Origin of the sequence: Paenibacillus sp. FSL R7-0216, assembly GCF_037969915.1 — a bacterium.
Classification (GTDB): Bacteria; Bacillota; Bacilli; order Paenibacillales; family Paenibacillaceae; genus Fontibacillus; species Fontibacillus rhizolycopersici.
This window is the reverse complement of sequence record NZ_CP150222.1, coordinates 2,158,040-2,182,124: the sequence shown is the minus strand read 5'-3', so window position 1 is coordinate 2,182,124 and position 24,085 is coordinate 2,158,040. Positions and strand designations below refer to the sequence as shown.

Annotated in this window: 19 protein-coding genes; 6 read left to right on the top strand and 13 right to left on the bottom strand. The window is 52.1% G+C overall.

Features of this window, described 5'->3' with window-relative positions:
- Positions 1–42: 42 nt before the first annotated feature.
- The 7 genes from MKZ15_RS09725 to MKZ15_RS09695 all read right to left on the bottom strand — a co-directional run bounded on the left by MKZ15_RS09725 (position 43) and on the right by MKZ15_RS09695 (position 10,036).
- The gene (locus tag MKZ15_RS09725) at positions 43–3,204 is read right to left on the bottom strand and encodes an MMPL family transporter (RefSeq protein WP_339821594.1); all 3,162 of its coding nucleotides are present in this window, start codon (positions 3,202–3,204) and stop codon (positions 43–45) included.
- Entirely contained in the window at positions 3,201–3,650 is a 450-nt protein-coding gene (locus tag MKZ15_RS09720; RefSeq protein WP_244868345.1) for a MarR family transcriptional regulator, read from the bottom strand. The genes MKZ15_RS09725 and MKZ15_RS09720 overlap by 4 nt, the downstream gene beginning before the upstream one ends.
- Positions 3,651–3,822: 172 nt before the next feature.
- Positions 3,823–4,257 carry a GNAT family N-acetyltransferase gene (locus MKZ15_RS09715; RefSeq protein ID WP_339821590.1) on the bottom strand — a complete coding sequence of 145 codons (435 nt, stop codon included), beginning with the start codon at positions 4,255–4,257 and terminating at the stop codon, positions 3,823–3,825.
- Positions 4,242–4,928: a ribose-5-phosphate isomerase RpiA gene (rpiA, locus tag MKZ15_RS09710; RefSeq protein WP_339821588.1), complete on the bottom strand. Its 687-nt coding sequence runs from the start codon at positions 4,926–4,928 to the stop codon at positions 4,242–4,244. Before rpiA ends, MKZ15_RS09715 begins: the two co-directional genes overlap by 16 nt.
- A gap of 162 nt (positions 4,929–5,090) precedes the next feature.
- Positions 5,091–6,362: an MFS transporter gene (locus MKZ15_RS09705; protein ID WP_339821585.1), complete on the bottom strand. Its 1,272-nt coding sequence runs from the start codon at positions 6,360–6,362 to the stop codon at positions 5,091–5,093.
- 83 nt (positions 6,363–6,445) lie between these two features.
- Positions 6,446–8,815, bottom strand: a complete 2,370-nt coding sequence (helD, locus tag MKZ15_RS09700; protein ID WP_339821582.1) for an RNA polymerase recycling motor HelD — start codon at positions 8,813–8,815, stop codon at positions 6,446–6,448.
- A gap of 198 nt (positions 8,816–9,013) precedes the next feature.
- Positions 9,014–10,036, bottom strand: coding sequence for an aromatic acid exporter family protein (locus tag MKZ15_RS09695; protein WP_244868346.1), 1,023 nt, complete (start codon positions 10,034–10,036; stop codon positions 9,014–9,016).
- Between the two features lie 146 nt (positions 10,037–10,182).
- Between MKZ15_RS09695 and MKZ15_RS09690 the strand changes: the two genes are divergently transcribed.
- Positions 10,183–10,719, top strand: a complete 537-nt coding sequence (locus tag MKZ15_RS09690; protein ID WP_193415173.1) for a hypothetical protein — start codon at positions 10,183–10,185, stop codon at positions 10,717–10,719.
- Between the two features lie 102 nt (positions 10,720–10,821).
- Here the strand turns inward: MKZ15_RS09690 and MKZ15_RS09685 are convergent, their stop codons facing one another.
- Together MKZ15_RS09685 and MKZ15_RS09680 are read right to left on the bottom strand one after the other, a co-directional pair.
- Positions 10,822–11,898 (bottom strand): AI-2E family transporter, encoded by a 1,077-nt coding sequence (locus MKZ15_RS09685; protein WP_193415172.1) that lies wholly within the window; start codon positions 11,896–11,898, stop codon positions 10,822–10,824.
- A gap of 89 nt (positions 11,899–11,987) precedes the next feature.
- Positions 11,988–13,070, bottom strand: coding sequence for a lactonase family protein (locus tag MKZ15_RS09680; protein WP_339822380.1), 1,083 nt, complete (start codon positions 13,068–13,070; stop codon positions 11,988–11,990).
- 184 nt (positions 13,071–13,254) lie between these two features.
- On the opposite strand from MKZ15_RS09680, the gene MKZ15_RS09675 reads away from it, so the two are divergent.
- Positions 13,255–13,611, top strand: coding sequence for a LytTR family transcriptional regulator DNA-binding domain-containing protein (locus MKZ15_RS09675; RefSeq protein WP_193415171.1), 357 nt, complete (start codon positions 13,255–13,257; stop codon positions 13,609–13,611).
- Between the two features lie 98 nt (positions 13,612–13,709).
- Here the strand turns inward: MKZ15_RS09675 and MKZ15_RS09670 are convergent, their stop codons facing one another.
- A complete protein-coding gene (locus tag MKZ15_RS09670) occupies positions 13,710–14,702 on the bottom strand; it encodes an aldose 1-epimerase (RefSeq protein WP_155607397.1) in 993 nt (330 codons plus the stop codon).
- 115 nt (positions 14,703–14,817) lie between these two features.
- The gene (locus tag MKZ15_RS09665) at positions 14,818–16,080 is read right to left on the bottom strand and encodes an MFS transporter (protein ID WP_339821578.1); all 1,263 of its coding nucleotides are present in this window, start codon (positions 16,078–16,080) and stop codon (positions 14,818–14,820) included.
- 102 nt (positions 16,081–16,182) lie between these two features.
- Here MKZ15_RS09665 and MKZ15_RS09660 point away from each other — a divergent pair, with 102 nt between their 5' ends.
- The 4 genes from MKZ15_RS09660 to MKZ15_RS09645 all read left to right on the top strand — a co-directional run bounded on the left by MKZ15_RS09660 (position 16,183) and on the right by MKZ15_RS09645 (position 21,861).
- On the top strand, positions 16,183–17,070 hold the full coding sequence (locus tag MKZ15_RS09660) for a C40 family peptidase (protein WP_155607399.1): 888 nt from the start codon (positions 16,183–16,185) through the stop codon (positions 17,068–17,070).
- Between the two features lie 176 nt (positions 17,071–17,246).
- Entirely contained in the window at positions 17,247–18,167 is a 921-nt protein-coding gene (locus tag MKZ15_RS09655) for a molecular chaperone DnaJ (protein ID WP_339821574.1), read from the top strand.
- Positions 18,168–18,265: 98 nt separating this feature from the next.
- Positions 18,266–19,318: a LacI family DNA-binding transcriptional regulator gene (locus tag MKZ15_RS09650; protein ID WP_339821571.1), complete on the top strand. Its 1,053-nt coding sequence runs from the start codon at positions 18,266–18,268 to the stop codon at positions 19,316–19,318.
- A 101-nt stretch (positions 19,319–19,419) separates the two neighbouring features.
- The gene (locus MKZ15_RS09645) at positions 19,420–21,861 is read left to right on the top strand and encodes a glycosyl transferase (protein ID WP_155607402.1); all 2,442 of its coding nucleotides are present in this window, start codon (positions 19,420–19,422) and stop codon (positions 21,859–21,861) included.
- An 86-nt stretch (positions 21,862–21,947) separates the two neighbouring features.
- On the opposite strand, the gene MKZ15_RS09640 is transcribed toward MKZ15_RS09645, so the two are convergent.
- Together MKZ15_RS09640 and MKZ15_RS09635 are read right to left on the bottom strand one after the other, a co-directional pair.
- Positions 21,948–23,465, bottom strand: coding sequence for a DHA2 family efflux MFS transporter permease subunit (locus MKZ15_RS09640; RefSeq protein ID WP_339821565.1), 1,518 nt, complete (start codon positions 23,463–23,465; stop codon positions 21,948–21,950).
- Positions 23,455–23,907, bottom strand: coding sequence for a MarR family transcriptional regulator (locus MKZ15_RS09635; RefSeq protein WP_239483643.1), 453 nt, complete (start codon positions 23,905–23,907; stop codon positions 23,455–23,457). Before MKZ15_RS09635 ends, MKZ15_RS09640 begins: the two co-directional genes overlap by 11 nt.
- Positions 23,908–24,085: the final 178 nt, after the last annotated feature.

Genomic DNA, 24,085 nt, shown 5'->3' with positions numbered 1-24,085 from the left:
CTCTCCTGTTGGAGAAGAAGCCGGCGTTTTTTGATATTCAATTTACTGATTTACGCTGTTTCCTTGTTCGGAGTTCTTGCCGATACGGCGATGGAACGGCCACCAGTTACCTTGCCCGAACATCTTCACCATGACCGGGATCAGGAACGGCAGGACGATCACCGAGTACAACGCCAAGCCGGAAAGCACAAGCGTGGCGATTTGCAGCATCGACATGACGCCGGACGGATACATCGAAGCCATCGTGCCGCCAAGAATAATCGCAGCGGACAAAATGACCGTTCCCATGTTGCGCATCGAATGCAGAATCGCATCGCCGACGTTCCACTCCTTATTTTCGTTAAAGCGGTCCATCAGGAAGATACTGTAGTCGACGCCCAACGCGACCAGCATGACGAACCCGAAGAACGGTGTCGCCCAGCTTACGCCCGAGTAACCGAAGATGTCGACGAAGACCCATTCCGTAAATCCGATCGAAGCGTAGAACGTCAACACCAACGACAGGATAATGTATACCGGCATAACCAGCGAACGAAGCAGCAGCACCAGGATAATGAAGATCCCGGCCAGCATCAGGATCACCGTGCGTGTATAGTCATTGCCCGAAATGTTTTTGAGGTCATTAAACGTACTGGATACGCCGCCGATCGCAACTTTGGCGTTTTCCAGCTGCGTCCCTTTGACTGCGGTCTGTACGGCGGATTCTACCTCACCGATCCGGTCGATGGCTTCCCGACCGTAAGGATTGCTGGAGAAGACCACTTCCAGTTTCATGACTTTGCGGTCTTCGGACAGGTACGTATCAAACACCTGAGTGATCTGTTCGTTCTCAAGCGCTTGCTGCGGAACGTACCAGCCATCCAGCCCATTATCTGTGCTGCCTACCTCTGTCAGGTAATCCTTTGCGGTGTTTAAACCGCCGGACACCTGCTCCAACCCGTCTACGCTCTGGTCCAAACCATCGGTTAATTGCGTGATTTGACCGGAGAACTGGCTGAACCCGGTTTGAATCTGTTCTTGCCCATTTTGAATTTGCGCCAAGCCCGATTCGACCTCCGGCAATTGACCCACGATCTTTCCTTGCCCGTCAGCCGCCTGTACGAGGCCCGATTGCAGCTTCGCCAAACCGGCGACGATCTGGTTCAGACCGCCGGCTAACTGTTTCCCACCGGCCGCCGCTTGAGCATATCCTTGGTTGGCTTGGTTCAGTCCAGCAGCCACTTGCCCGAGCTGTTGTTCCGCTTGCTGCAATCCGGCAGTCAATTGGCCTAAGCCTTTGCCGGTTTCTGTAACCGTACCGCGAATCGTTAAATAATCTTGATCGGCGGCCAATTCAGGGAACTTGCCCTCCAGGCTTGCGAACCGCGCGGTCAATGCGGTTAACCCCTGCGAGGCCGCGCCCAAAGGTTCACGGATCTGCGTGAGACCACCGCTCAAGCCGGAGACGCCTTGAGCTAATTGCTGATACGATCCCAGCAATTGCTCATGGGCGTTCGCCAGATCCTCGGCGCTTTTTTGCGCTTGCTGCAGCCCCTGCTTCAGCTCGCCTGCACCAATTGAACCCTCACGGATCCCTTTCTCGATCGCGGTTAAACCGCCGGAAAGCTGAGAAATCCCGTCCTTCAGCTTGGCGGTACCGTCTACCAGCTTGCCGGTGCTATCCGCGGCTTCCTTGAGCTTTGGTGCGTTTTCGGACAGCGCCTGACTAGCTTCGGACAATCCGTTTTGGATTTTTCCTAGGCCTTCTCCGCCCTCACCTAGCCCCTCACCAACCGTCTTCACCTGATTACTCAAAGCGAAATCCTTGAGGACCTCGCCCGTCGGACGGCTCATGCCGCGAATGCTTGCCACCCCGTCCGTCTTCTCCACCTCACGGCTGATCTTCTCGGATAACGCCATATACTCTGCATTATCCATACGTTCGTCATTTTTGATGACGATAGTGGACGGCAACGACTCGCCAGGCTCGAAGCTCTCGGAGATAATGTTGTAGGCCTTGACCGATTCGTATTCATCGCCGATTTCCTCCATGCTGTTGAAGGAAACGTTGCCGCTATAGGAAATCAGAAACGGCACCGTCACTGCCGCAACGATCAATAACGCCGCCCATGGACGTTTCAAGGAGAAACTTCCAATCGCGCCCCAGAATCGATTTTCCTTATGCTCCAGCGAACCACGCACCGGCCAGAACAGTTTCGTCCCCAGCACTGCCATGAAGAAAGGAACTACAGTTACCAAAGCCAAGAGCATGACCGCAATGCCGACAGCGACAGCGACCGCCGAGCGGTACAGCATAAATTGCGATAAGCCGATCGTCGAGAAGCCGACCAAGACCGCCAGTCCGGAGAAGAACACCGTTTTCCCCGCCTTGCGGTACGTCTGGATAATCGCTTCCCATTTGTCGTCCGTATGCTGCAGCTCTTCCTTAAAGCGGCTGATCAGCAGAATACAATAGTCGGTCCCAATCCCGAACATGACCGCGACCATAAAGATCTGCGTATACGTCGAAATCGGGAAATTGACCGAATCCACCAGAAACGCGACGATGGATTGCGACACCAGATAACTCAGTCCGACGGTTAGCAGCGGAATGAACGGCGCTACCATCGAACGGAAGACCACGAATAGGATCAAGAGAATAAAGATGACCGTAAAATATTCCGATTTCTTCAAGCCCTGCTCCGAGCTGACCACCATATCCTCGTTGATCTGCTTTTGCCCGGTCAGATAATGCTCCACCTTGACTGAATCCAGGCTTTGGTGAATATCCTGTTCGATCTCCTTGAGCGGACGCTGCTCGTCGAGCACTGACAAGGAGGTCAACACTGTATTTCCGTCCTTCGAAATCAGCTTATCCTTCGCTTCCGGCGTGCCAAACGGATCGGTAATCGAAGCGATGCCGATGTCCTCCATATGGTCACGCAGTGTAGTAATTCCTTGTTCAATCTCTTTCTGGTCGGCATCGTCGATGCCTTGTTTGTCATGAAAAACAAGGGCGATTTGTGTCTCTTTCGCTCCGCCTTTCATCTCGGCCACTTCTTTCAAAATAGCGGAGGCTTCGGAAGAGGAATACCCCTCCGGAACGGTAATTTCCCCATTCTCCCGCACCAAATCCCCCATGGGAGGTGCCGTTAACATCAATGTGGCCGCTAAAGTGATCCACAGCAGCAAGATCCACCATCTTGCCTTCAGTATGAATCTCATTTCCCTGTACTCCCTTCGCCGATCAGTCTGGCTAATTTCTCAAAAGCGCTGATAAACCCTTCCACCTCATCCGCATCGAAATGGACTAGATACGTCGAGACCGTGTTCATGATTTGCTCCTGAACAACGTCGTAATTGCGTCTTCCCTGCTCCGTCATGGTCAAGTAAACGACACGCCGATCCTCTTCATCCCGAGTCCGGTGCAAAAAACCTTTATCGACCATCCGCGTGATCATCGCGGTGATGGAACTTTTTCCGACGGCAAACGTATCAGCCAGTTCCGTTGAGGTGCACCTGCCACGGGGGGCGATATACTTCAAAATTTGAAATTGCTCCATGGTGATATCCTCTTGAATAATATCGCGGATTTGCCCGTTTAGTCGTTTGGTAACCTCGAAATAAGCCGCCATATAACGCTCGATCAGCTGCTTCGACTCCAGATTCACCTCCCGAATCCCCCCTGTCTTGGAACAAGAAACTCGTCCTGTTAGTTCTATAGTAAAATAGTTCGACAATGAAACTATAGGCGATTGCCCACCGAAAGTCAAATATCTTTTTGATTGAATTGTCCCCGCAATAAAGAAAGGCTACAGGGTATAACCCCGCAGCCTTTCGAGTCTATTCCTCGTCGTCTTCGTCCACTTCATAAAAGCAACGAAATCGTTCTTCCCCGGATGTTTCATCTTGAAAGCCGGTAATCTGAAATCCGATGCTGCGAAAAAAATCCGCCCCTGCTTCATCGGTAACGGCCTCCATCCGCTCCGGCCCGGCTTCCGTAAGGGCAAGCAGAACTAAGGCACGTCCAAATCCTTTCATCCGCTGTTCCGGATGGACGGCGAGATGCTCGATTTCTAGCGTTCCAGAAGCGTTTACGCGAAATCCGATGATGCCGGCAATCCCACCTTCTTCTTCATAACCGTATAGCTTATAGGTATCGCCTTCCCGGTACAAACGGGCCGCCGTTTCCAGCGCATCCGGATCGAACAAGACCGCGCATTCCAACAACTCCCGAATCGCCGGCTCGTCGACCCTCGCGTTTATGGGTTTAAACATGGAGCCTCCTTAATTTCCGTACGACCGTCTTCATACCCGATCACGACCGTTTGTGCGATTCCGACAAACAATCCATGCTCGACTATTCCCGTCATTGCTTTCAATTCCTCGCTCAAGCGGGCGGGGTCGGCGATTTGGCCAAAGGCCGCATCCACGATGTAGTTCCCGTTATCGGTGACGTACAGCTGATCTCCTTGCATCCTCAATTCGAACGGCACGTCATAGCGACTCTTCAGCTCCCGCAGCGTCCATTCATAGCAAAAAGGGACCAACTCGATCGGCAGCTTGAAACGCCCTAGGTTAGATACCATCTTCCCCTGGTCGGCTATAACGATAAATCGATCGCTATTGATGGCTACCAGCTTCTCCCGAAGCAAAGCTCCGCCGCCGCCTTTAATCAAGGCCATCTGCGGATCAACCTCATCGGCCCCGTCAATCGCCAGATCCAGCCTGTCCACATCCCCTGCTTGAATCAGTGGAATCTGATATTTCTTGGCAAGCTCTTCCGAAGCATTGGAGGTTGCAATCGCACGGATCCGCAAACCGTTCCCTACCCTCTCGCCGATTTTCTCAATCGCATAATAAGCGGTTGACCCCGTACCGAGGCCTACTGTCATTCCGTCCTTGACCCATTCTGCTGCGCGGTAACCCGCCGCCTGTTTGGCATTCATGTCTACCCCTCCAAAATCATGACGATTCGTTCCTTTATCCGCTGAGCTACTCATCTGTCCAGCGACACTCAGCTCCTATCATACCAAAAAAGCCCGGACAATAGAACAGCAGCGTGCCCCTGAAGGGACCGCTGCCGCGAAGGTGCGAGAGTCGGGTTCTGCTCAGCCTTGATGCAAGGGTCTCGCCACTTTGGGACGTTTCCGGGGCTCCTTCGGCTTCGGCTTGATTGCCCCACCGCGCCCTGATTCCGGTTTGACCAGGGTCAAGAGCAGGATGACCGCCACCAACGATACGCCAGCGATGACGAAGAACATCGTCATGTGACCGGCCTTCATCAGCAGCGACATCACGGGCGGTCCCGCAGATACTCCGATAAACCGCATGCTGCTGTATAACGAAGTAATCGTACCGCGCATCTCCTTATCGATTCCCTCAGTGATCAAGGCATCCGAGCTCGGCAGCACGATGCCGATGCCGGATCCGCAGACGATCAGACAAGCGATTACAAAATAGATATTACTGAAAAAACCGATACCGAACAAAGCGCCTGTGGACAAAATCAACCCGGCAACGCCGGACCATTTCATCAGCTTTTTGTCTTTGCCTATCTTTTTTCCAGTAATAAAGGAGGCTAGACATAAAGCTGCCAGCGGAATCGCCAGCACCAGTCCCTTGATCACTCCGTTCAGACCGTGCTTCGTCTCCAATTGCTCGGAGAGATAAAACAGGACGCCAAACAGCAGAAACATGGAGATACAGCCAATTGAAAATATGGCATACAACCAGCGTCCCTTCTGCTTTAAGACCTCTTTGACGGCGGAAACGAACTCACGCAACGGTTTGGCTTGCTCCCGTTTCTTGGGTTCATGCACCAGAAAGAGCACAAGCAATACCGAAATGAGGCAGAGTGCCGGAATGGACAAAAGCGGCGCGTACCAAATCCAAGCGCCAAGCAGGGCGCCTAAAATGGGGCTCAATACTTTACCGAATGTGTTGGAAGTTTCAATCACGCCCAGATTGTGGCTGACTTCTTCTTCGCTTTCAAACAGGTCGCCGACAAGCGGCAACACGATTGGAAAGGCGCCGGCCGCACCGATGCCCTGAAGGAAACGCCCCCCCAGTATCAGCCAATACACAGCTAGCCCATCCGCGAACCAATCCGCTACCCCCGATACGCAGCCTCCGATTCCGGCGATAATCAGGCTGGGTACGATGATTGCTTTACGGCCGAATTTATCGGAGAGATAGCCGGCTATCGGAATCAGCAAGATGGCTACAACGGCATATACGGTGATAAGCATGCTTACTTGAAAGGAGGTAACGTGAAGCTCGCGGGCAATTTGGGGTAAAATCGGAATCAGCATGGAGTTCCCCAGCGTCATAATAAGCGGTATGGATGCCAATGCAATCAAATCGCCACGTTTGCCGACCATCTAACCATCAGGCCACCCTTCACGAAAGAAGTTTAAAACAGACCCGGTTAGTGTGATTCATTTTGCCGAAATTATACCGCTCGTTACGGAAGCAAAGTATAGGTCGATTTTGCCGCTTCCCGGATAAATCGGCTGGGTTCACCGATCGAATAGACTCGCAGCAGGTGCATCGCTCTCGTGCAGGCCGTGTAAAACAGCTTTCTTTCGGCTTCCCTCGTGTATTTACGATCGGACCCGTCATAAATCAGCACCGCGTCGAATTCTACGCCTTTGGCCAGATATGCCGGAATCACATGGACACCCTTCTCGAAGGATAAGGTCGTTTTCTTGATCAGCTTAGCCGGCAGCTTGGCGCTCAGCCGCTCATAAGCGTCTAGGCTTTCCTCCGCCGTTTTACAAATGACAGCAATCGATTCGTACCCGTCCGCGCGCAGTTGACCGATGGTTTCCTCCAGTGAAGCATGAAGCTCGGTAACATCGCCAACGAGGCGAACCTCCGGCTTCGCCCCCTCCCGGTTGAACGGAAGAATCGCTTCCCCGCCGGGAATCATTTCTCGGGTGAACTCGACGATTTGACGCGTGGAACGGTAGCTTTGCTCCAGCGTAATCAGCTCGCTCTCCTCCGCTCCATATAAGTCGCTGAGCACGGAGGATTGCTGCAGCACGGAGGCATGGGCATATATGGCCTGATTCAAATCGCCAAGCGCCGTCATTTTGGCCCTCGGGAACAATCGCTTCAGGAAGAACAGCTGGAACGGCGAATAATCCTGCGCCTCGTCGATGATCACATGACGCATCGAGGTGTTGGATCGGAAACCGAGCAGCAGCTCTTTTAAATAGAGGAATGGCGTAATGTCTTCATAAAAAAGCTCGCCGGCCGCAATTTTTCGCAGCGTTTGTTCGCAGATTTCTTCCCAAAGCTCGGGCAGCCCTTCCGGATTGACCTCGCGAATCATGGACATGTCGCTAAACAGCTGCGTATACAGCCGCGTCACGTCTACGAACCGCAACGATTTGACCCATTTGCGAAGTGGCTTGAGACGGTCGCTGACCACCATTTTGGCAAGGATGGTCTTCTCATCCTCATAGTCACTAAACGAGGTACCTTTCCCTTGCTGCTGCCGCCGCATGCGTTGGTAAGCCCGCTGATAATCCTCCGTATCCAGCAACTGAATTTGTTCTTCCACCCAAGGCTGATCTAGCTCGGATTTCCCGAAGACAGCGATTTCCTTCAGCAACGACTCCTTCAGCAGCTCGCAACGGTTCGCCAGTCGGATCGCCGGATCAAAGGCATAAAATTGCCGGGCAATTTGTTCCGCGCCAACGATTTCCCTTCCCTGGAAGCGCAGCGGTTTGAAGATCATACCTTTCTGCTCCAGCATCTCCTTATACCGCGTGATCGCATGCAGAAACTGCACCGACGATTTAAATCGGATGCCGTTGACCCGCGCTCGATAAGCTTCATCCTCCGGCGCGGAAAGCACGTATTCAATCTGAACGAAAGGATCCTCGAGCTGGAACTCTCTTCCCAGCCGGTGTTCCAGATATTCCTGGAACGTCGTTTGCTGCATGTTTTCCTCGCCTAGTTCAGGAAGCACCGTCGATACGTAACTATTGAACATCGGATTGGGCGAGAACAAAATCATCTGGTCGGCTTGCAGCACCTCCCGGTGCTTGTAGAGCAAGTAGGCGACCCGCTGCAGGGCGGCTGACGTCTTGCCGCTCCCGGCCGCCCCTTGTACGATCAGCATCCGGCTGCGATCGTTGCGGATGATCTTGTTCTGCTCGCGTTGAATCGTTGCCACGATGCTCTTCATTTGCGCATCGGAGCTGCGGCTTAATACTTGCTGCAACAGCTCGTCTCCAATCGTGACGCCGGTGTCGAACATCAGCTTGATGTTGCGACCGTGAATCACGAACTGACGTTTCAGCGACATCGTCCCCGTGATCGTGCCGGATGGCGTTTCATAGGAAGCCGGCCCAGGTACACTGTCATAATAGAGGTTTGAGATGGGCGCACGCCAATCATAAACGAGGAACGTTTCATCCCCCTCCTCGAGCAACGAAGCGATCCCAAGATAGATGGCCTCTTCCGGTTCGCCATCTTCAGCGAAATCAATCCGTCCGAAATAAGGGGATTGCTTCAGCCGTTTCATCTTTCCCAATGCGATGGATGCATGCTGATGGCTTTTCTCCCGCTCCGCAAGCACCTGGGACTGCTGCCGCAAACTGGTGGACGTTTCGCCGACATCGTCCGCTTCACTGAAGTTCACCGTTACCTCGTCCCAGAAATCTTTCCGCATCTCTACAACGTCTCCGCGAACACTGCCAACCTCCCGCTCGAGCTTGCGGATCCGGGCATCGATCTGATCGGCCACGTACTCCACGCGACGTTGTTCTTCCTGCCAAGCCTGATCTGTATGATCCAATTGAATCGCTCCCTTGAATGGCATCTATAACATCCACATACGATATATTGACAATCAACAAGAAATGTGGTAAAATTGACTCAGGTTGATTGTATCTACGAATAAGTAGAATGCAGTCTATTTTTTATTGTATCAAGAAGATCATTACTTATCAATCTATGTTTGCACGATAGGTGACATGAAAGTCCTGCCCAAAAGGCAGGACTTTTTCTTTTGTATCGATTAATCGCCTGCCCCTGCCGCGGAATGGTCGGCTAGCCGGTTAAGACGCTCCAATTGGTGACCATATTCGTACATCTCGGCCGACACGATGGATAAGCGCAGGACGCCTGTCCGCTCTGCCGCATACCGGTCCAGCATCCGCCGCAGGAACTCGTCGTTTTCCGTTTCAAATTGCATAGATTCGCTGTAGCCTGGCTTCAGTTTGTCATCGAACTTCAGCATGACATGCTCGTGAAACTTGGTCAGCTTCTCCAGATGCTCGTCGAATTCCTGGTTTAACTCCGGCGTACGGGCTGCTTGGAAATAATGTTGCTCCACCGCATCCAGCACTTCGAACCCTTTGCGAAGCGTGCGCAGCATCTGCTTGTACACGACCAGTAAACGATGATCGCTAAATTTCGGAGCCTTGATTTTTTTCTGATCTTCCTCCATCAGTTTGTATTTCTCTGCCAGTTGGGCAATCGTATCCTCCAGATCTCGCTTATCGGAACGAAAGACCGCTTCTTTGATCTCGTCGGAAATGGCCGTTCGCAACAACAGTGACAGCCGATCGAAGGTTTGCCGGACTTGCTGCTCGAATTGCACCTTCGGTTTAGGCGGAAACAGAACAATATTGATAATAAAAGCGGAAAAAATACCAATCAAGCTAAGCAAAAATCGGTTCAAAGCAAATTCCCACTGGCCTGATGCCTCCATAACGGAAACGACCGTAACCAGCGTAATGCCGATCGTATCCCCCATCTTCAACTGCAGACAGATCATGATAACCAGAATGCAAACCAGACCAACGGCGATCGGTTCGTTGGAGAACACCATGCCCCCAAGCATAGCCAGGATGGCCCCTAACGTATTCGTCTGCAATTGATCGATCAAGTAACGCCAAGAACGATAAATCGTTGGCTGCATGGCAAAAATCGCGGCGATCGCCGCGATGACCGGCGAAGATAACCCCAGTAGAACGCCAGCGTAAAGAGCCAGTGTAACCGCGACCCCCGTTTTCAGCATTCTTGCACCAAATGTCACTTCCATTCCCCCTACGTTCCACGACACATTCCATTATTTTAAGCGAATTTTTAAGAAATATTAAGGTTCGTTTCAGATATCCTGCGATTTTTTGGTCAAGACTGAAGAAGGCAAGGACCAAATTATTCTAAACGAAGAGGTGAAAAATGTCCATGTTTATGGAGAACTTGAAACCAATAGCCGGCAAATTGACCCTTGCTCTCCTGATTGCTGCCGGATCAACTGCCACGGCAGGCTCCGTGTATGCGGAAACGGGCGCACCGGCGGATCAGCCACCGCAGGCGAATCCAACTCCGTCTCAGATGGAAGCGAATCATCGTCACCCGCACGGTCATTTCCGCGGCGGTCATATCGTGAAAGATACGGCCGAAATGCTAGGTATTGAACCCAAGGCGCTGGTAGGGCAATTGAAGCAGGGCAAAACGCTGCTTCAAATTGTACAAGCCCAAAAAGGCTGGAGCGAAGCCGAATACTTGAAGAAGCTGACCGAAACGGCGAACCGCAATATCGACCAAGCGCTTGCAGAGGGGAAAATCGACAAGGAGAAGGCGGACAGAATCAAGTCCAAGCTCCCTGACAAGCTGAAGAAAGTCATTAACCGCTCGTGGAAGGACCGCGAACCGGGACAGCCTACAGCGGATTACCAGAACAATCAGGTTAATTGGAGCCACCTGCCCCATTGACCCAAAGCATAAACTACGGTTGATCCGCAAAAAAACCGCTGGGCTACCTATACGGTCAGCTCAGCGGCTTTTACGTTTATCAAATCGTTTGAACTTCGCTATTTATTTCTCTGCCGGCGGTTCCGGTTCTGCCGCAATCTTCACTACCGCAGGGGGATGGACCCCAACAGGAACCTCGACGATATCCAGCATAAAGATAAAGATCGGAACGCCGACTATTAATCCCCAGATCCCAAGGAAATGCTCGGAGACCAACAGGATAAGGAAGGTGAAGAAAATCGGCAAATGGGTTTTGTTGGACATGAATTTCGGATTCAGGAAATACGTTTCAACCGCATGAACAACGGCGACCATAATCAGCACATATACGATTTTGATCAATCCGCCGATTTTGAAAGCGATCGCGCAAAGCGGGATCAACGAAATGATAACGCCCATGACCGGAACCAGCCCCAACAGAAAGATCATGATCGCCAAAGCAATCAGGTTCGGAAATCCTAGAATCCATAGGAAGATCGTCGATAAAGAAGCATTGACCAGAGCAATTAAGAATTGAACCTCAATGACTTTGCCGAAGGATTGAACAAACTTCCGTCCAAAGTATTCCAGCTCCTTGAACAGTCCGCCGATCCGACTTTCGCGGAACAGGACTGTAAAATTGGTCACCTTCTCTTTTTCCAGCAACAAGAACAAGCTGAGCACGATGGCGATAAACAGATTCAAACTCCATTCGCCGATATCGGTCAGCGTACTGAGCAAGAAGTCAAAACCATTGTTGATATAAGCCGATAGATCGATATCTTTCAAATATTCAACAATGTAGTTCAGGATCGGGTTATCCATCAGCACCGGAGGATTAGAATAAAAGGATATCACCTGGTTAACCAAATCGGTTAGTTCGGTGAGCAGCACCGGCATATAGTAGTAGATTGCATAGCCAAGCAGTGCGATCAACACGACGTAGATAAACAGGACGGTTACGGTTCGGTTGACGCGAATCACCTTGGCCACATTCCGGCTGATGAAATTGTGCAGCCGATTAATTAAATACGTCAGAATAAATGTGATTAGCAGCATATTGAGCATACTTCGAACGAAATACAGGACGATCACGACAAACAGCAGGGCTAACACCCTACGGAATCCCGCCATTTGAAACAATTCCCTAAAAAACGTCATGAGTCACAACCGGCTCCTTCATGTTTACTGAATAAAAATCCCCTGCGTTAATCTTATGCGAGCCTCTGGCACATTGCAAATGAATCCTTTTAGAACCACACCGGCTTCACGCATACCGGCTTGGATACAGATACGGTCCTGTCGGTAAACGTCAATCGTCCGCTCTCCGGCTCTACCGAAAAAACCGCCAGCAGATTGTCATCCCGGTTCGCTGCAATCAGATACATCCCATCCGGGGTGAGCGAAAAATGCCGTGGATGTCCGCCCTCGCTGGAGACGTGTTCAACGAACGTAAGCCGTCCGCTCTCTGGGTCGATCGCGAACTGCACCAAGCTGTCATGGCCACGATTGGAGCCATAGAGATGACGACCGTCCGCCGAAATAGCCACCTCCGCCGTTGTATTCTCCCCTGTGTATTCAGCCGGCAAAGTTGGCACCGTGTCCTGTAGTGCCAATTTACCGGTCGCCGCATCGTAATGAAAAAACGAAATCGATGAATTCACTTCATTGATGGAATACAACCATTGCCCGTTTGGATGAAAGGCCAGATGGCGCGGACCCGCCCCCGGTGGAGTAGAAGCTTCGCTCTGGTAAACCAGCCGTCCGGTTTCCGGTTCAAACGAATACACCACAAGGCGATCCAATCCCAAATCAGCAACCAACGCGAACCGATTGTCCGGGCTGAATGCCACCGAGTGGGGATGCGGACGATCCTGACGCACCGGGTCGGCACCTTGGCCTTCGTGCTGACGCTCGTCGACCAAGCGGCCCACCGATCCGTCTGCTTGAAGCTCCACAAGGCCGACATTACCGCCGTGATATCCCGACACAACGGCAAAGCGACAGCTTCGGTCGAGCTGGATATGCGAAGAAGAAGGGCGAATTGTAACCTCACGATTCAATTCGCGCAGCTTGCCCACGGCGTCGACATCAAATGCGATGACCTCGCCGATTCGCTCCCCTTCCTTGGTCGTTTCGGAAATGGCGTAAACCTTGCGGTGTTCTGCATCTACGCCAAGAAAGGTGGGGTTCTTCAACCCGGTGGCTTGATCCAGAAGACGAATCTCCCCATTGACCGAATCCATTTCATATACATAAACTCCAGGATCGCTTGTTTCGGCGTACGATCCTACAAATAACAGCAATCGAGGTTGTGAAGCTGACAATTGAATATCCTCCTTCAGGAAAGCTCGTTTGGAATAACATCCTTTATATTTTTTCGTAAATGGACTTAAAAGTCCAGTCTCAACCGAAAAAAGATAAAATTTTTAACATGAATCGGTCACCTACCCAAATTGGTTAAAATATGATATACTGTAAGCGCTTCCGAAAGCATCTTCTAAAGGGGGATTTGGAATGATGAACGTCGGACTCGAAGAAAGGGGTGTCTATGAGGACCTCAATCCTTACGAGACGTATTTCTTCAAGATCGGAGCTCACGGACTGGTTTGCTTTCATGGACGGAATTACAGTATTAAACAGAGATTATCCGCCGAACAGACCTCGAAGCTGATCTCAGACCCTCGCTTTTACCGCATCAGCACAAACTGCTATGTCAACCTGTCCCAGGTCTCCGAAATTCGCGACAATGTCGTATGGTTCCGGGATGAACGGCACGGCATCAAAACGATTCATGTGCCCAGACGCAATCTGGAGCAAATGAAGCGGCTGATCCCGTCACTGCGCGGCAAGGTAACTGCCGGGGTCAATTAACTCTCCGCCCAATGGGATCAGGCCTAACGGCCAAAGAAAAAGCAGCTGACTCGCGTCGTCTCAGACGGCCGGTCGGCTGCTTTTTTCATTGGACTAAGTTATTTCACGTACAGACGGGAGCGTTCCTCCCAAATCTCGCCTGGAAGCAGGCTGAACAATCCGATTTCTTCCGCCGGCAATTCCGCCTTCGGCGCATTCACCAGATTGATTTGCGGCTCTGGGCAGAAGAAGCCTTCCGTAGCGCCGTTATTCCAAATCATCCATTGCTTGTAGGAGGTTCCCACGTCATAAACGAGGGTTTTTCCTAGTTTCGTGTCGGTCAGCTCCATCCGATTTCTGCCGTTTTGCGGCACGGCCGTATAGTGATTATCCATAGAAGCGAAGAACGGAAACACACCCTCCCCCTGCATCTGCAGCTCTTCAGCCGTAAGAGGTTGATAGGATCCAGTTGGGAGCATCCGCTCGCTCATTTGCCAACGCTGTCCGATCGTCAGCTTCACCCGGTAATCCTTCGCTGTACTCTCCGGCGCAAACGGCGCATTCACCGCCGTATGGAAAGCCAACAAGCAAGGCATCTCCTTGTCGCCGTCATTGCGAACGAACACCTGCTGGGCTAAGCCATCGTCGCTTAAAGTGTACTTTAAACGGGCGGTAAATTTGAATGGCAGGTAACGGTACACCTCATGGCTCTCGTTAACGGTTACCTTAACCGTGACATAGCTTTCAAACGGCGTTTGGCCGAAATCCTCGACCTCCCAGGCCGTCGTATGTAAAAATCCATGCAAATGGTTGTGAGTTGCCGCCTCGTTTACCGGAAACTTCAGAACCTCGCCTTTCCATGGGAACAATCCGTCCTCATAGCGGTTTGGGGGAAACAGCACCGGAATACCGTGTACACCCGGGTTGCTCTTGAAAGCTTCCATCTCGCTCTCGCCAGGTTCGCGCAAAAAGCGGTAACCGCTTTCGACATCGCGGAAAGCAATCAAATTGCCGCCGATTTCCGGGAGCATGATCGCCTCATACCGCCCGGATTTAAGCCATACTGCTTTTTCACCTTGATAGGTACCTTCGTAAGCCGTTCTTTGTGCCATGTATGATAATCTCCTTTCATTGCTTAGCTGCTCAACTTGTAATATACCTTAAAGCGCCTCCAAAAGTCACCCCTGTCCGTCACAACGATGCCCCATTCCGCTGGAATCGTCGCCCTCACACATCGCGCAAAATTCGCCGGCCCAAACTCGCGGCCAACACAATCATCGCCGCCCCCACGGCCAACTGCATACCAAACACTTGCGTCCAGGTCGGCCAACCTTCGATCCATTCCAGCACCTGACCGCCTACTAGCGGGCCAAAGAAAGAAGCGACGCCGGTAATGGCCGAGTACATCGCCATGTACATCGGACGTTCTGATTTGGGGGTGTCGCCGATCATAAAGTTAAAGGCCAGTTGGTTAAAGCCGCCGACCCCTACCCCAAATATCATATGAGCGAGGAAGAGCACGGGCAGCATCGGCAAGAAGGACAAGCCGCCCCAGCAGAGAATCGCTAGCGCAATGATCGGCAGCGTCCAGAACAGCAGGCGGCGATTGCTGTAACGCGCGTTCAGGTTCCCCCAAACGTAAAAGCTCGCCATCATAAATACCGTCTGCGTCACATTCAGGAGCGAGATGGTCTGGTAATTGATGTGCAGCAATTCCAGCATCACATACGAATAAAGCGGAACGACGAGGTTCTGCAGGAGCAGGAAACCGGCCAGGAACAACGTCGCCTTCATGAAGGCTCCATCGCGCAGAGGTTTACGCAGCATCGGGAGAAACTTGCTTTCCGCTGAACGCTCGAAGGCCATGTCCGGATAAAACGAAAACACGACGATATTGGCTATAGCACTGATCCAGATCACGATATACAAATAGAAGAACCCTTGTGCCACCGGATAATGATCCAATACCATCCCGCCCAAAAACATGACCAGTGTGCTAAGTGCATTGAGGAACGTATTCCGGATCCCGAAATATCTCCCTCTAACCCGTGCCGGTACAATATCGCTTATCAGCGAGTTCCACAGTATCGCGCCAACCGTATTGAACATAAACGCGACGATATACAGTCCGATAAATCCGGTAACCCAATAACGATGCGGAAAAACAAACGGAACCAAGCCCGTCGCTCCCCACAGAATTCGGTGCATCCCAACGAACAGCACCAGCGCCCATTTGCGGCTGGTTAATCGTTGAATCAGGAAGGCGACCGCGATTTGGGCAATATTCACAAAGGTCGTAATCGCGAGGACGAAGCCGATTTGGGCGGAGTTCGCCCCCAAATATAGCAGAAATCCGGTCAGGAACTGACCGCCAAGCAAGGTTTGAAAGATCGTGGAAGGGACGCCCTCCCAGGTCGCGATCGCCAGGTTGCGGCGCTGGCGTGACGGCTTGCGCTGCACTTGCGTTCTTTGCATGAGGCTGCTCTTCATGATGATGGTAGCTCCTTTAGCTCCTGCCCGAATAGTTCTATCTCTTTTTTTACATACTTCAAGTGTCTCGCTAATCTGAATGAATGGAGTGCTTCTCACCCTATGCGCTATACCTTGAAGTTTGGATTGTTCCTTGCTTGTATGGCCCTGTCGCTCATGCTTGTCACCTCATGCGGCCAGCCGGACCGGCTCCGCTCGAATTCCGTCCCTCCTTCCGATGGATCGCCAGTTAGAACGGAAGCGGTTACGGACGCGGGCGGCACGAGCTGGGTTCCGCTGACGCAAGTGGCTCAAAGCCTGGGCCTGCGGTTGCAAGAAACGGGCGACACGGCCAACCTCGGTTTTTCCGATGTGATGTTTACCGTTCAGCCCAGTCAAAGACATGCCATTTCCTTTGGACAGCCGATTTCCCTGCCCCAGGCGCCAGTGCGCGAAAACGGCCAATTGTATATGACGATGGATGCCGTATCGGCCTTGCTGCAAACGAAAGCCCAAATCGATTCGCGTACGGGGGCTTTGACGTTTGACCGCATTTCCCCGGCGGGTGGCCGCATTCCGCCGCAAACCGGGACCAGCCGCTACGGGATTCTCGGAGTCGCCGATCATCGCGATGAGATGGTCGCCTATGCCAAGCAGTATTTGGGCGTTCCTTATGAATTTGGTGCTTCTCCTTACGAGCAGTCCAAAACGTTCGATTGTTCGTCCTTTACCCGCCATGTCTTCAAAAAATTCGGCCAAGACCTGCCGCGGTTGGCCCGCGATCAAGCCCAAGAAGGCATATCGGTGACGCGCGACCAGCTTCAAGTCGGAGACTTGATCTTCTTCACCGTCCCGGGCCGGTTTAAATCCGACAATGTCGCGGGTCATGTCGGCATCTATATCGGCGACGGCAAGTTCATTCACACTTGGGGCGCCCCGGGCGTTCAAATCAGCCCCCTAGATAGCGGCTATTGGAGTGACGTCATCATTTCCATGCGCCGGATTCGTTAGCAGAAGGGCTTGGGCCCTCCTAATCATAGGCCGGGGAACTGATGGGTTCACCCGGCTTTTTTTATTGTCGACAAGCGATTTCCCTTCGTTACAAATACAAAGTATAATAAATGTATGCATCACTTTCCATATAATATTTATACATCAAAACCCGATGGATTCAGAGGAGAAAGACGATGGACAAGGACAATTTAAAACAGGATTATGAACTGCTGGGGTTACCCGAAAACGCTTCCCGCGAAGAATTGGAGAAGGTATTTGACATTTTGCTCCGTAAATCCCGCTCCCGCCATCCAAGCCCTGGCGAAGCCGAGGAAATCGAACGAAAAATCCAAGCCTACAAGCGGATCGTGGAGACGGAGGAACAGCGAAAAATCGCGGAGTTAAACCAGAAGCGCTATGCGAAGTGGGGCAAATTGGCCGGAACTGCCGAGAAGGTCGACGATTTTTTTCGACTTTACCGAGCTTATGTGATCATTGGACTTATCGCTGTTGTCGCCATTATCTTCGGTACGAACGCTTATCTTGATCACCGCGAAGAACAAAAACGGCTAGCCGCCCTGCCCCCCATCGACCTATCGATCATGATGGTTGGCAATTTTATGACCGACGACCAAAATGGCGGTGTTGACGCCCTAGAGCAAGCCATGACGGCACAGATCCCCGGCTTCAAGCGGGTGGAGATTGAGAATGTGTATTTGCCGCCTCAAGGGGAAGCCGGCGCGAGTTCGGCGGATATGGCCTACCAGCAAAAAGCGATGGCTGTTATAGCTACATCCAGTCCGGATATTTATATTACCGATGCCCCGACCTTCGATTGGCTGTCGAACGGCGGCGCTTTTCTCAGCCTCGACGACGTGGCGAGCGGCGAGCTTAAAGATCTCCTGACCGATGACAACCTCGTCAAGGATGTATCCGACGAAGACAATAACGAGCACGTGTACGGGATTAAGATCACCGACAGCACCCTGGTGAAGGAACTTCCGCTCGGGATGACGGACATGATCATCTCCCTCCGTTCCGACACGAAGAACAAAGACAAAGCGATTCAAATGATGAAGGAGTACTTGGAGAACATCCCTAAGGCGGCGAAATAGCCGTCTTTTTTTCGTGCATTTTTCGGAATTGATTAATTTCAGAGGATGCTATAAAATAACCCTATAAACGCGCGTTTACGAAAGTGGGGACCAACCTTATGCGCAGCGAAGACATAGCTAAACTGGCCGGGGTGTCCCGCAGCACCGTTTCACGGGTAATCAACAATTATCCGAACGTTCCGGAAGCAACACGGGCCAAAGTGCTCCGCGTCATCGAGCAGCACCACTATGAACCTAACAGCTTTGCCCGGGCTCTGGCCGGTAAACGGACGGATACGATCGGCCTGTTCGCCATCAGCATGACGGAGAAGGAAGACACCAGCCGCATCTATCAGAACAGCTACTTTGCCCCAATCGTCGACATGGTCGTCGATACGGCCAACGCCCGCGGCTTCTATGTGCTTATTCATACCGTTTATTCGCCGGGTGATTTTCAGAAGGTAAAGCAAGCCTTCCAACAGAAGCGGATCGACGGCGGGATTCTGGTCGGCACCCAAAAGGACATCGAGCTGGTTCGGGAAATGGTGGACCAGGAAGCGCCGCTGGTGCTCGTTGATTACGACATCGCGGAGATCATGGCGGAGCGGCTGAACAAGAACCACTTGGCCGTCATAAACTCCAATGACTACGAGGGCACGGTCCAGGCGATCGAATACTTGATCGAGCTGGGGCACCGGGAAATCGGCATCTTGAAAGGCAGCATGAATACGTTTTCGGGGCGTGAGCGATACTTAGCCTATGAGCACACATTACAGAAGCACAATTTGCCGTTGCCCGAGGCTTTTATCCTTGAAGGCGAGTTCCTGAAGGAGAGCGCTTATCGCGAAACCCGCAAGCTCATTGAGCAAGGAACCTTACCGACAGCGCTGTTTTGCGCCAACGACGACATGGCTTTTGCGGCGATGGAAGCGTTTGCGGAAAGCGGGGTTCGTGTGCCTGAGCAGTTATCCGTCATCGGCTTTGACGATGTCCAGCTAGCCTCTCGGATCACGCCCAAGCTGACCACTGTTCGACTGCCCGTCGACGAGATGGCAAAGGCCGCCGTAATAAAGGTGCTCGAGCTTTGCGAAACGGAGCAGCCCACGTTCAGCACGGTCAGCTTTCCAACCCGCCTGGTGATCCGGGATTCCTGCCAGCCCCCGGCGGAGTAAGCCGGCGCACCTCCTCCTACAATACGATCAACGATTGTTGGGAGGAATCTTTTTTCAACGAAATAAACGCGCGTTCACAAACGAAGGGAGAGTTCCTATTCATGAAATTCGGAGCATTTGACGATCAACGCAAAGAGTATGTGATCAATACGCCGCAAACCCCTTACCCATGGATTAACTACCTTGGCAATGAGCAATTTTTCGGATTAATCTCCAATACCGCCGGCGGCTACACGTTCTACCGGGATGCACGCCTGCGTCGGTTGACCCGGTACCGCTACAACAACATTCCTCTCGATACCGGCGGACGTTATTACTACCTCCGCGACCATGACAACGGCGATTTCTGGACACCGGGCTGGATGCCGGTGAAGCGCGAGCTGGATTTTTACGAATGCCGTCACGGTTTGGGGTATACCTCGATTACCGGGGAACGCGGCGGGATTTCGGTAACGCAGCTGGCGTTTATTCCGCTTGGCTATAACGGCGAAGTGCATCGCCTGACGGTAAAAAATACGAGCAACGAGACGAAGAAGGTCTCCCTCTTCTCTTTTGCCGAGTTCTGCCTTTGGAACGCCCAGGACGACATGACAAATTTCCAGCGCAACCTGAGTACCGGCGAAGTGGAAGTGCTGGATTCGGTCATTTACCACAAAACCGAATACCGTGAACGCCGGAATCATTATGCGTTCTATTCCGTCAACCGTGACATCGACGGCTTCGACACGGATCGCGAATCCTTCGTCGGACTATATAACGGCTTACACGAGCCGCAAGTCGTCGTGGCTGGCAGAGCCTCCAACTCCGTGGCCAGTGGCTGGTCGCCGATCGGCTCGCACGAAGTGACGATGAAGCTTGCTCCAGGTGAAGAACAAAGCCTGATCTTTGTTCTCGGTTACGTTGAATTGCCGGAAGAAGAGAAATGGGAAGCCCCAAGCGTGATCAACAAAAAACCTGCGCTTGAGATGATCGACAAATTCGCCACGGACGCCGACGTCGACCGGGCCTTGGCCGAGCTGGCTACGTATTGGGACGGCCTGCTGTCCAAATACCAAATCCAAAGCGGCGACGACAAGCTGAACCGCATGGTCAACATCTGGAATCCGTATCAATGTATGGTAACCTTCAACATGTCGCGTTCCGCTTCCTATTTCGAATCCGGAATCGGCCGCGGTATGGGCTTCCGCGACTCCAACCAGGATTTGCTCGGTTTTGTGCATCAAATTCCGGAACGTGCCAGAGAGCGGATTCTCGACATCGCCGCGACCCAGTTTGAAGACGGCAGCGCGTATCACCAATATCAACCGCTTACCAAAAAAGGCAACAACGAGGTCGGCAGCGGCTTCAACGACGATCCGTTGTGGCTGGTGTCCGGAACCGCCGCTTATATTAAGGAAACCGGCGATCTCAGCATTCTCGACGAGCAAGTGCCATTCGACAGCAACCCGGATAACACCGCAACGCTGTTTGAGCATTTGAGACGTTCCTTCTACCATGTCGTACACAACCTGGGACCGCATGGTTTACCGCTGATTGGCCGCGCGGACTGGAACGACTGCTTGAACCTGAACTGCTTCTCCAAGGAGCCGGGTGAATCGTTCCAAACGACCGCGAACATCGAAGGCCGCGTCGCCGAATCCGTATTTATTGCCGGCTTGTTCGTCTTCGTAGGCCCGGACTTCGCTGAAATTTGCCGTATGCGCGGGCTGGACGCCGATGCGACAGATGCGCTCGACTGGATCGAAAAAATGCGCAAAACAACGCTGGAGCACGGCTTTGACGGCGACTGGTTCCTGCGCGCTTACGATCATTATGGCGAGAAAATCGGCAGCAAGGAAAACGCGGAGGGTCAAATCTTCATCGAGCCGCAAGGGATGTGCGTCATGGCTGGCATCGGCGTTGAAGAAGGTTTGGCAGCTAAAGCGCTCACTTCCGTTGAAGAGCGTCTCGATACGAAATACGGTATCGTGCTGCAGCAACCGCCGTATTCGAAGTATTATCTGAACCTGGGCGAAATCTCCAGTTACCCGCCAGGGTACAAAGAAAACGCCGGGATCTTCTGTCACAACAACCCGTGGATTATGATCGCTGAAACCGTATTGGGCCATGGCGATCGGGCGTTTGAGGTCTATTCGAAAATCGCTCCGGCGTACCTCGAAGAGATCAGCGAAGTCCATCGGATGGAGCCATACGTCTATTCGCAAATGATCGCCGGTAAAGACGCGGTACGTCACGGCGAAGCGAAGAACTCCTGGCTCACCGGCACGGCAGCCTGGAACTACGTGGCGATCACGCAGGCGATTCTCGGTATTCAAGCCGACTTCCGCGGCCTGAAGGTTGATCCTTGCATTCCATCCGCTTGGGATGGATACGAAATCACCCGCGTCTTCCGTGGCGACACGTACGTGATCCGCGTGAGCAACCCGAACCATGTGGAAAAAGGCGTAGCCCGCATCACGGTTGACGGCCAGCCGATTCAGGGTAACGTTATCGCCCCGGTTGGCGATGGCGGCGTGCATCAAGTTGAAGTTGTTCTCGGATAAAAAACTTACTACTTTTTCCGACCCAAAAAAGGTACAACCGCTCAGAAATCCTGAGCGATTGTACCTTTTTGATTACAATGAGAAATCTAAGCCTTGGCAGGCTTCATGCCGTTTTCCTCATTCCCCGAGTCCTGACCTTCTATATTTACCTGGACTTTGCGAATAAAGAACGCCAAAACGAAGGCGACCAGCGTAATTCCCGTCGCCACGACGAAGGCAAAATCGATTCCGTTGATCGTCGCGTCTCGGGTGATCAGAGCCACTTGCTGCGCATTAGACGGATCCTTAGGATTGATCCCGGCCGTGAGGATCATCTCCGTCGCCTTCTCCTTGGCGCGAGAGGACATGATTGTCACCAGGAGCGCGGTGCCCAGCGCTCCTGCAATCGTCCGGAGCGTATTGGACATCGCCGTACCATGTGCGTTAAGCCGCGCCGGCAGCTGATTGAGGCCAGCTGTCTGGATCGGCATCATCAGCATGGACATCCCGAACATTCGGGCCGTATACATCAGAATGAGATGCGTATAGGTCGTGCTGTCGGTCAAATTGCTGAATTCCCATGTCGTCACCGCCGTAATCCCCAGCCCAACCACCGCCAGCCAGCGCGCGCCGATTCGGTCGAAGATCATCCCGGTAATCGGGGACATGATCCCCATTAGAATCGCCCCAGGCATAAGTAAAAGACCCGATTCGAGCGGCGAGAAGCCGCGAATCTTCTGCAGGTAAATCGGCAGCAGAATCATTGCCGCGTACATCGCCATCGTAACCACAACGTTAATTATCGTAGTTAACGAAAACATATCGTATCTAAACACGCGGAATTCCAGCAGCGGTTTATCCGATCTCATTTGGCGCCACAGGAATACCCCCAGGGAGACGACGCCGACAATCAGGCTGACGACAACTTCCGTCTCGCCCCAACTGGTGCTGCCGGCTTCGCTAAAGCCATACAAGACGCCGCCAAACCCAATCGTCGATAAAATGATCGACAGAACATCCAGCTTCGGTCGGCCGACTTGGGTTACATTTTTCATAAAGATAAAGCCTAGAAAAATGGACAAAATCGCAAACGGAAAAATGATCCAGAACAAGACGTTCCACGGATGATGTTCAATCACCCATCCGGAAAGCGTTGGACCAACCGCCGGGGCGAAGATCATGGCGATCCCCATCATCCCCATCGCCTGACCGCGTTTCTCAATTGGAAAAATCGTCAGGAATACGACGGTCATCAACGGCATCAGTACGCCGGCTCCGGCAGCCTGGACCAACCGTCCGGCGAGCACTAGCTCGAAGCTGGAACCGATACCGCAAATAAATGTACCGGCCGAAAACAAAATCATCGCGGAGATAAACAGCATCCGCGTCGTGAAACGTTCCATCAAAAAGGCGCTGATTGGGATCAAGACGCCATTCACCAGCATAAATCCGGTCGACAGCCATTGGATGGTAGTTGCTCCCACACCCAAGTCGTCCATCATCTGCGGTAGGGCAACGTTCATTAAGGTTTGGTTCAAAATCGACACAAACGCCCCGATCAGGAGCGCCATGACGATGGGCCATCTCTTGAAATTCGCGTCCTGTACAGCCGCTTCATGGTTCATGGGTTTCTTCTCTCACTTTCTCTAATGACTCTATAATTTTGTGATGCGTTTGCAGCATATGGTCGATGTCTCTCCCGGATGTCTCCAGAACGGTTGTGATCGCCTTCGTATATTCAAGGTCCGTCAGCTGATAAACCTCCATCCCTTTGTCCGTAATCTGCAAGGCAACCGATCTTCGGTCGCTATCCAAACGTGCGCGCACCACCAGTCCTGCTTTCACCAGACGATCGATCACTCCGCTGACCGTACTGTTCCCCATCCGCATCTGATCGGCAAGCTCGGTAACGCCGATTTGCGGGTTGTTCTGAATCCTTTTCAACACCATGAATTGGATACCAGTAATGCCGAAGGGCTCGGCCTGTTTGGATAACAGTTGATAAAACGCTCTTTTCACCTCGCGAAAGGATTCCACGATCTCATGCATGCGTTGCTTTTGATCCAAGCAGCTCTCATCCTTTAAATTTTTGTTTTATAATTTAATATTTCGTATACGAAATATTTCATGACTATATTTAACAAAGGTTCAAGTTTATTGTCAATAAGAAAATTACAAGCCCCAAGGTTCGGCAAAATAAGAACTTTTTCAACTTTGGGTTAGCATTTCTCGGAATATTTCGTCC

Bases quoted from the DNA above. Each gene is read 5' to 3' on its own strand.
- rpiA (WP_339821588.1), bottom strand. From the start codon at position 4,928: ATGAATGCCAAACAGGCGGCGGGTTACCGCGCAGCAGAATGGGTCAAG.
- MKZ15_RS09715 (WP_339821590.1), bottom strand. From the start codon at position 4,257: ATGTTTAAACCCATAAACGCGAGGGTCGACGAGCCGGCGATTCGGGAG.
- MKZ15_RS09665 (WP_339821578.1), bottom strand. From the start codon at position 16,080: ATGAAGAGCAGCCTCATGCAAAGAACGCAAGTGCAGCGCAAGCCGTCA.
- MKZ15_RS09690 (WP_193415173.1), top strand. From the start codon at position 10,183: ATGTCCATGTTTATGGAGAACTTGAAACCAATAGCCGGCAAATTGACC.
- MKZ15_RS09640 (WP_339821565.1), bottom strand. From the start codon at position 23,465: ATGAACCATGAAGCGGCTGTACAGGACGCGAATTTCAAGAGATGGCCC.
- MKZ15_RS09650 (WP_339821571.1), top strand. From the start codon at position 18,266: ATGCGCAGCGAAGACATAGCTAAACTGGCCGGGGTGTCCCGCAGCACC.
- MKZ15_RS09725 (WP_339821594.1), bottom strand. From the start codon at position 3,204: ATGAGATTCATACTGAAGGCAAGATGGTGGATCTTGCTGCTGTGGATC.
- helD (WP_339821582.1), bottom strand. From the start codon at position 8,815: ATGCCATTCAAGGGAGCGATTCAATTGGATCATACAGATCAGGCTTGG.
- MKZ15_RS09670 (WP_155607397.1), bottom strand. From the start codon at position 14,702: ATGGCACAAAGAACGGCTTACGAAGGTACCTATCAAGGTGAAAAAGCA.
- MKZ15_RS09705 (WP_339821585.1), bottom strand. From the start codon at position 6,362: ATGGTCGGCAAACGTGGCGATTTGATTGCATTGGCATCCATACCGCTT.
- MKZ15_RS09685 (WP_193415172.1), bottom strand. From the start codon at position 11,898: ATGACGTTTTTTAGGGAATTGTTTCAAATGGCGGGATTCCGTAGGGTG.
- MKZ15_RS09655 (WP_339821574.1), top strand. From the start codon at position 17,247: ATGGACAAGGACAATTTAAAACAGGATTATGAACTGCTGGGGTTACCC.
- MKZ15_RS09645 (WP_155607402.1), top strand. From the start codon at position 19,420: ATGAAATTCGGAGCATTTGACGATCAACGCAAAGAGTATGTGATCAAT.
- MKZ15_RS09660 (WP_155607399.1), top strand. From the start codon at position 16,183: ATGCGCTATACCTTGAAGTTTGGATTGTTCCTTGCTTGTATGGCCCTG.
- MKZ15_RS09675 (WP_193415171.1), top strand. From the start codon at position 13,255: ATGATGAACGTCGGACTCGAAGAAAGGGGTGTCTATGAGGACCTCAAT.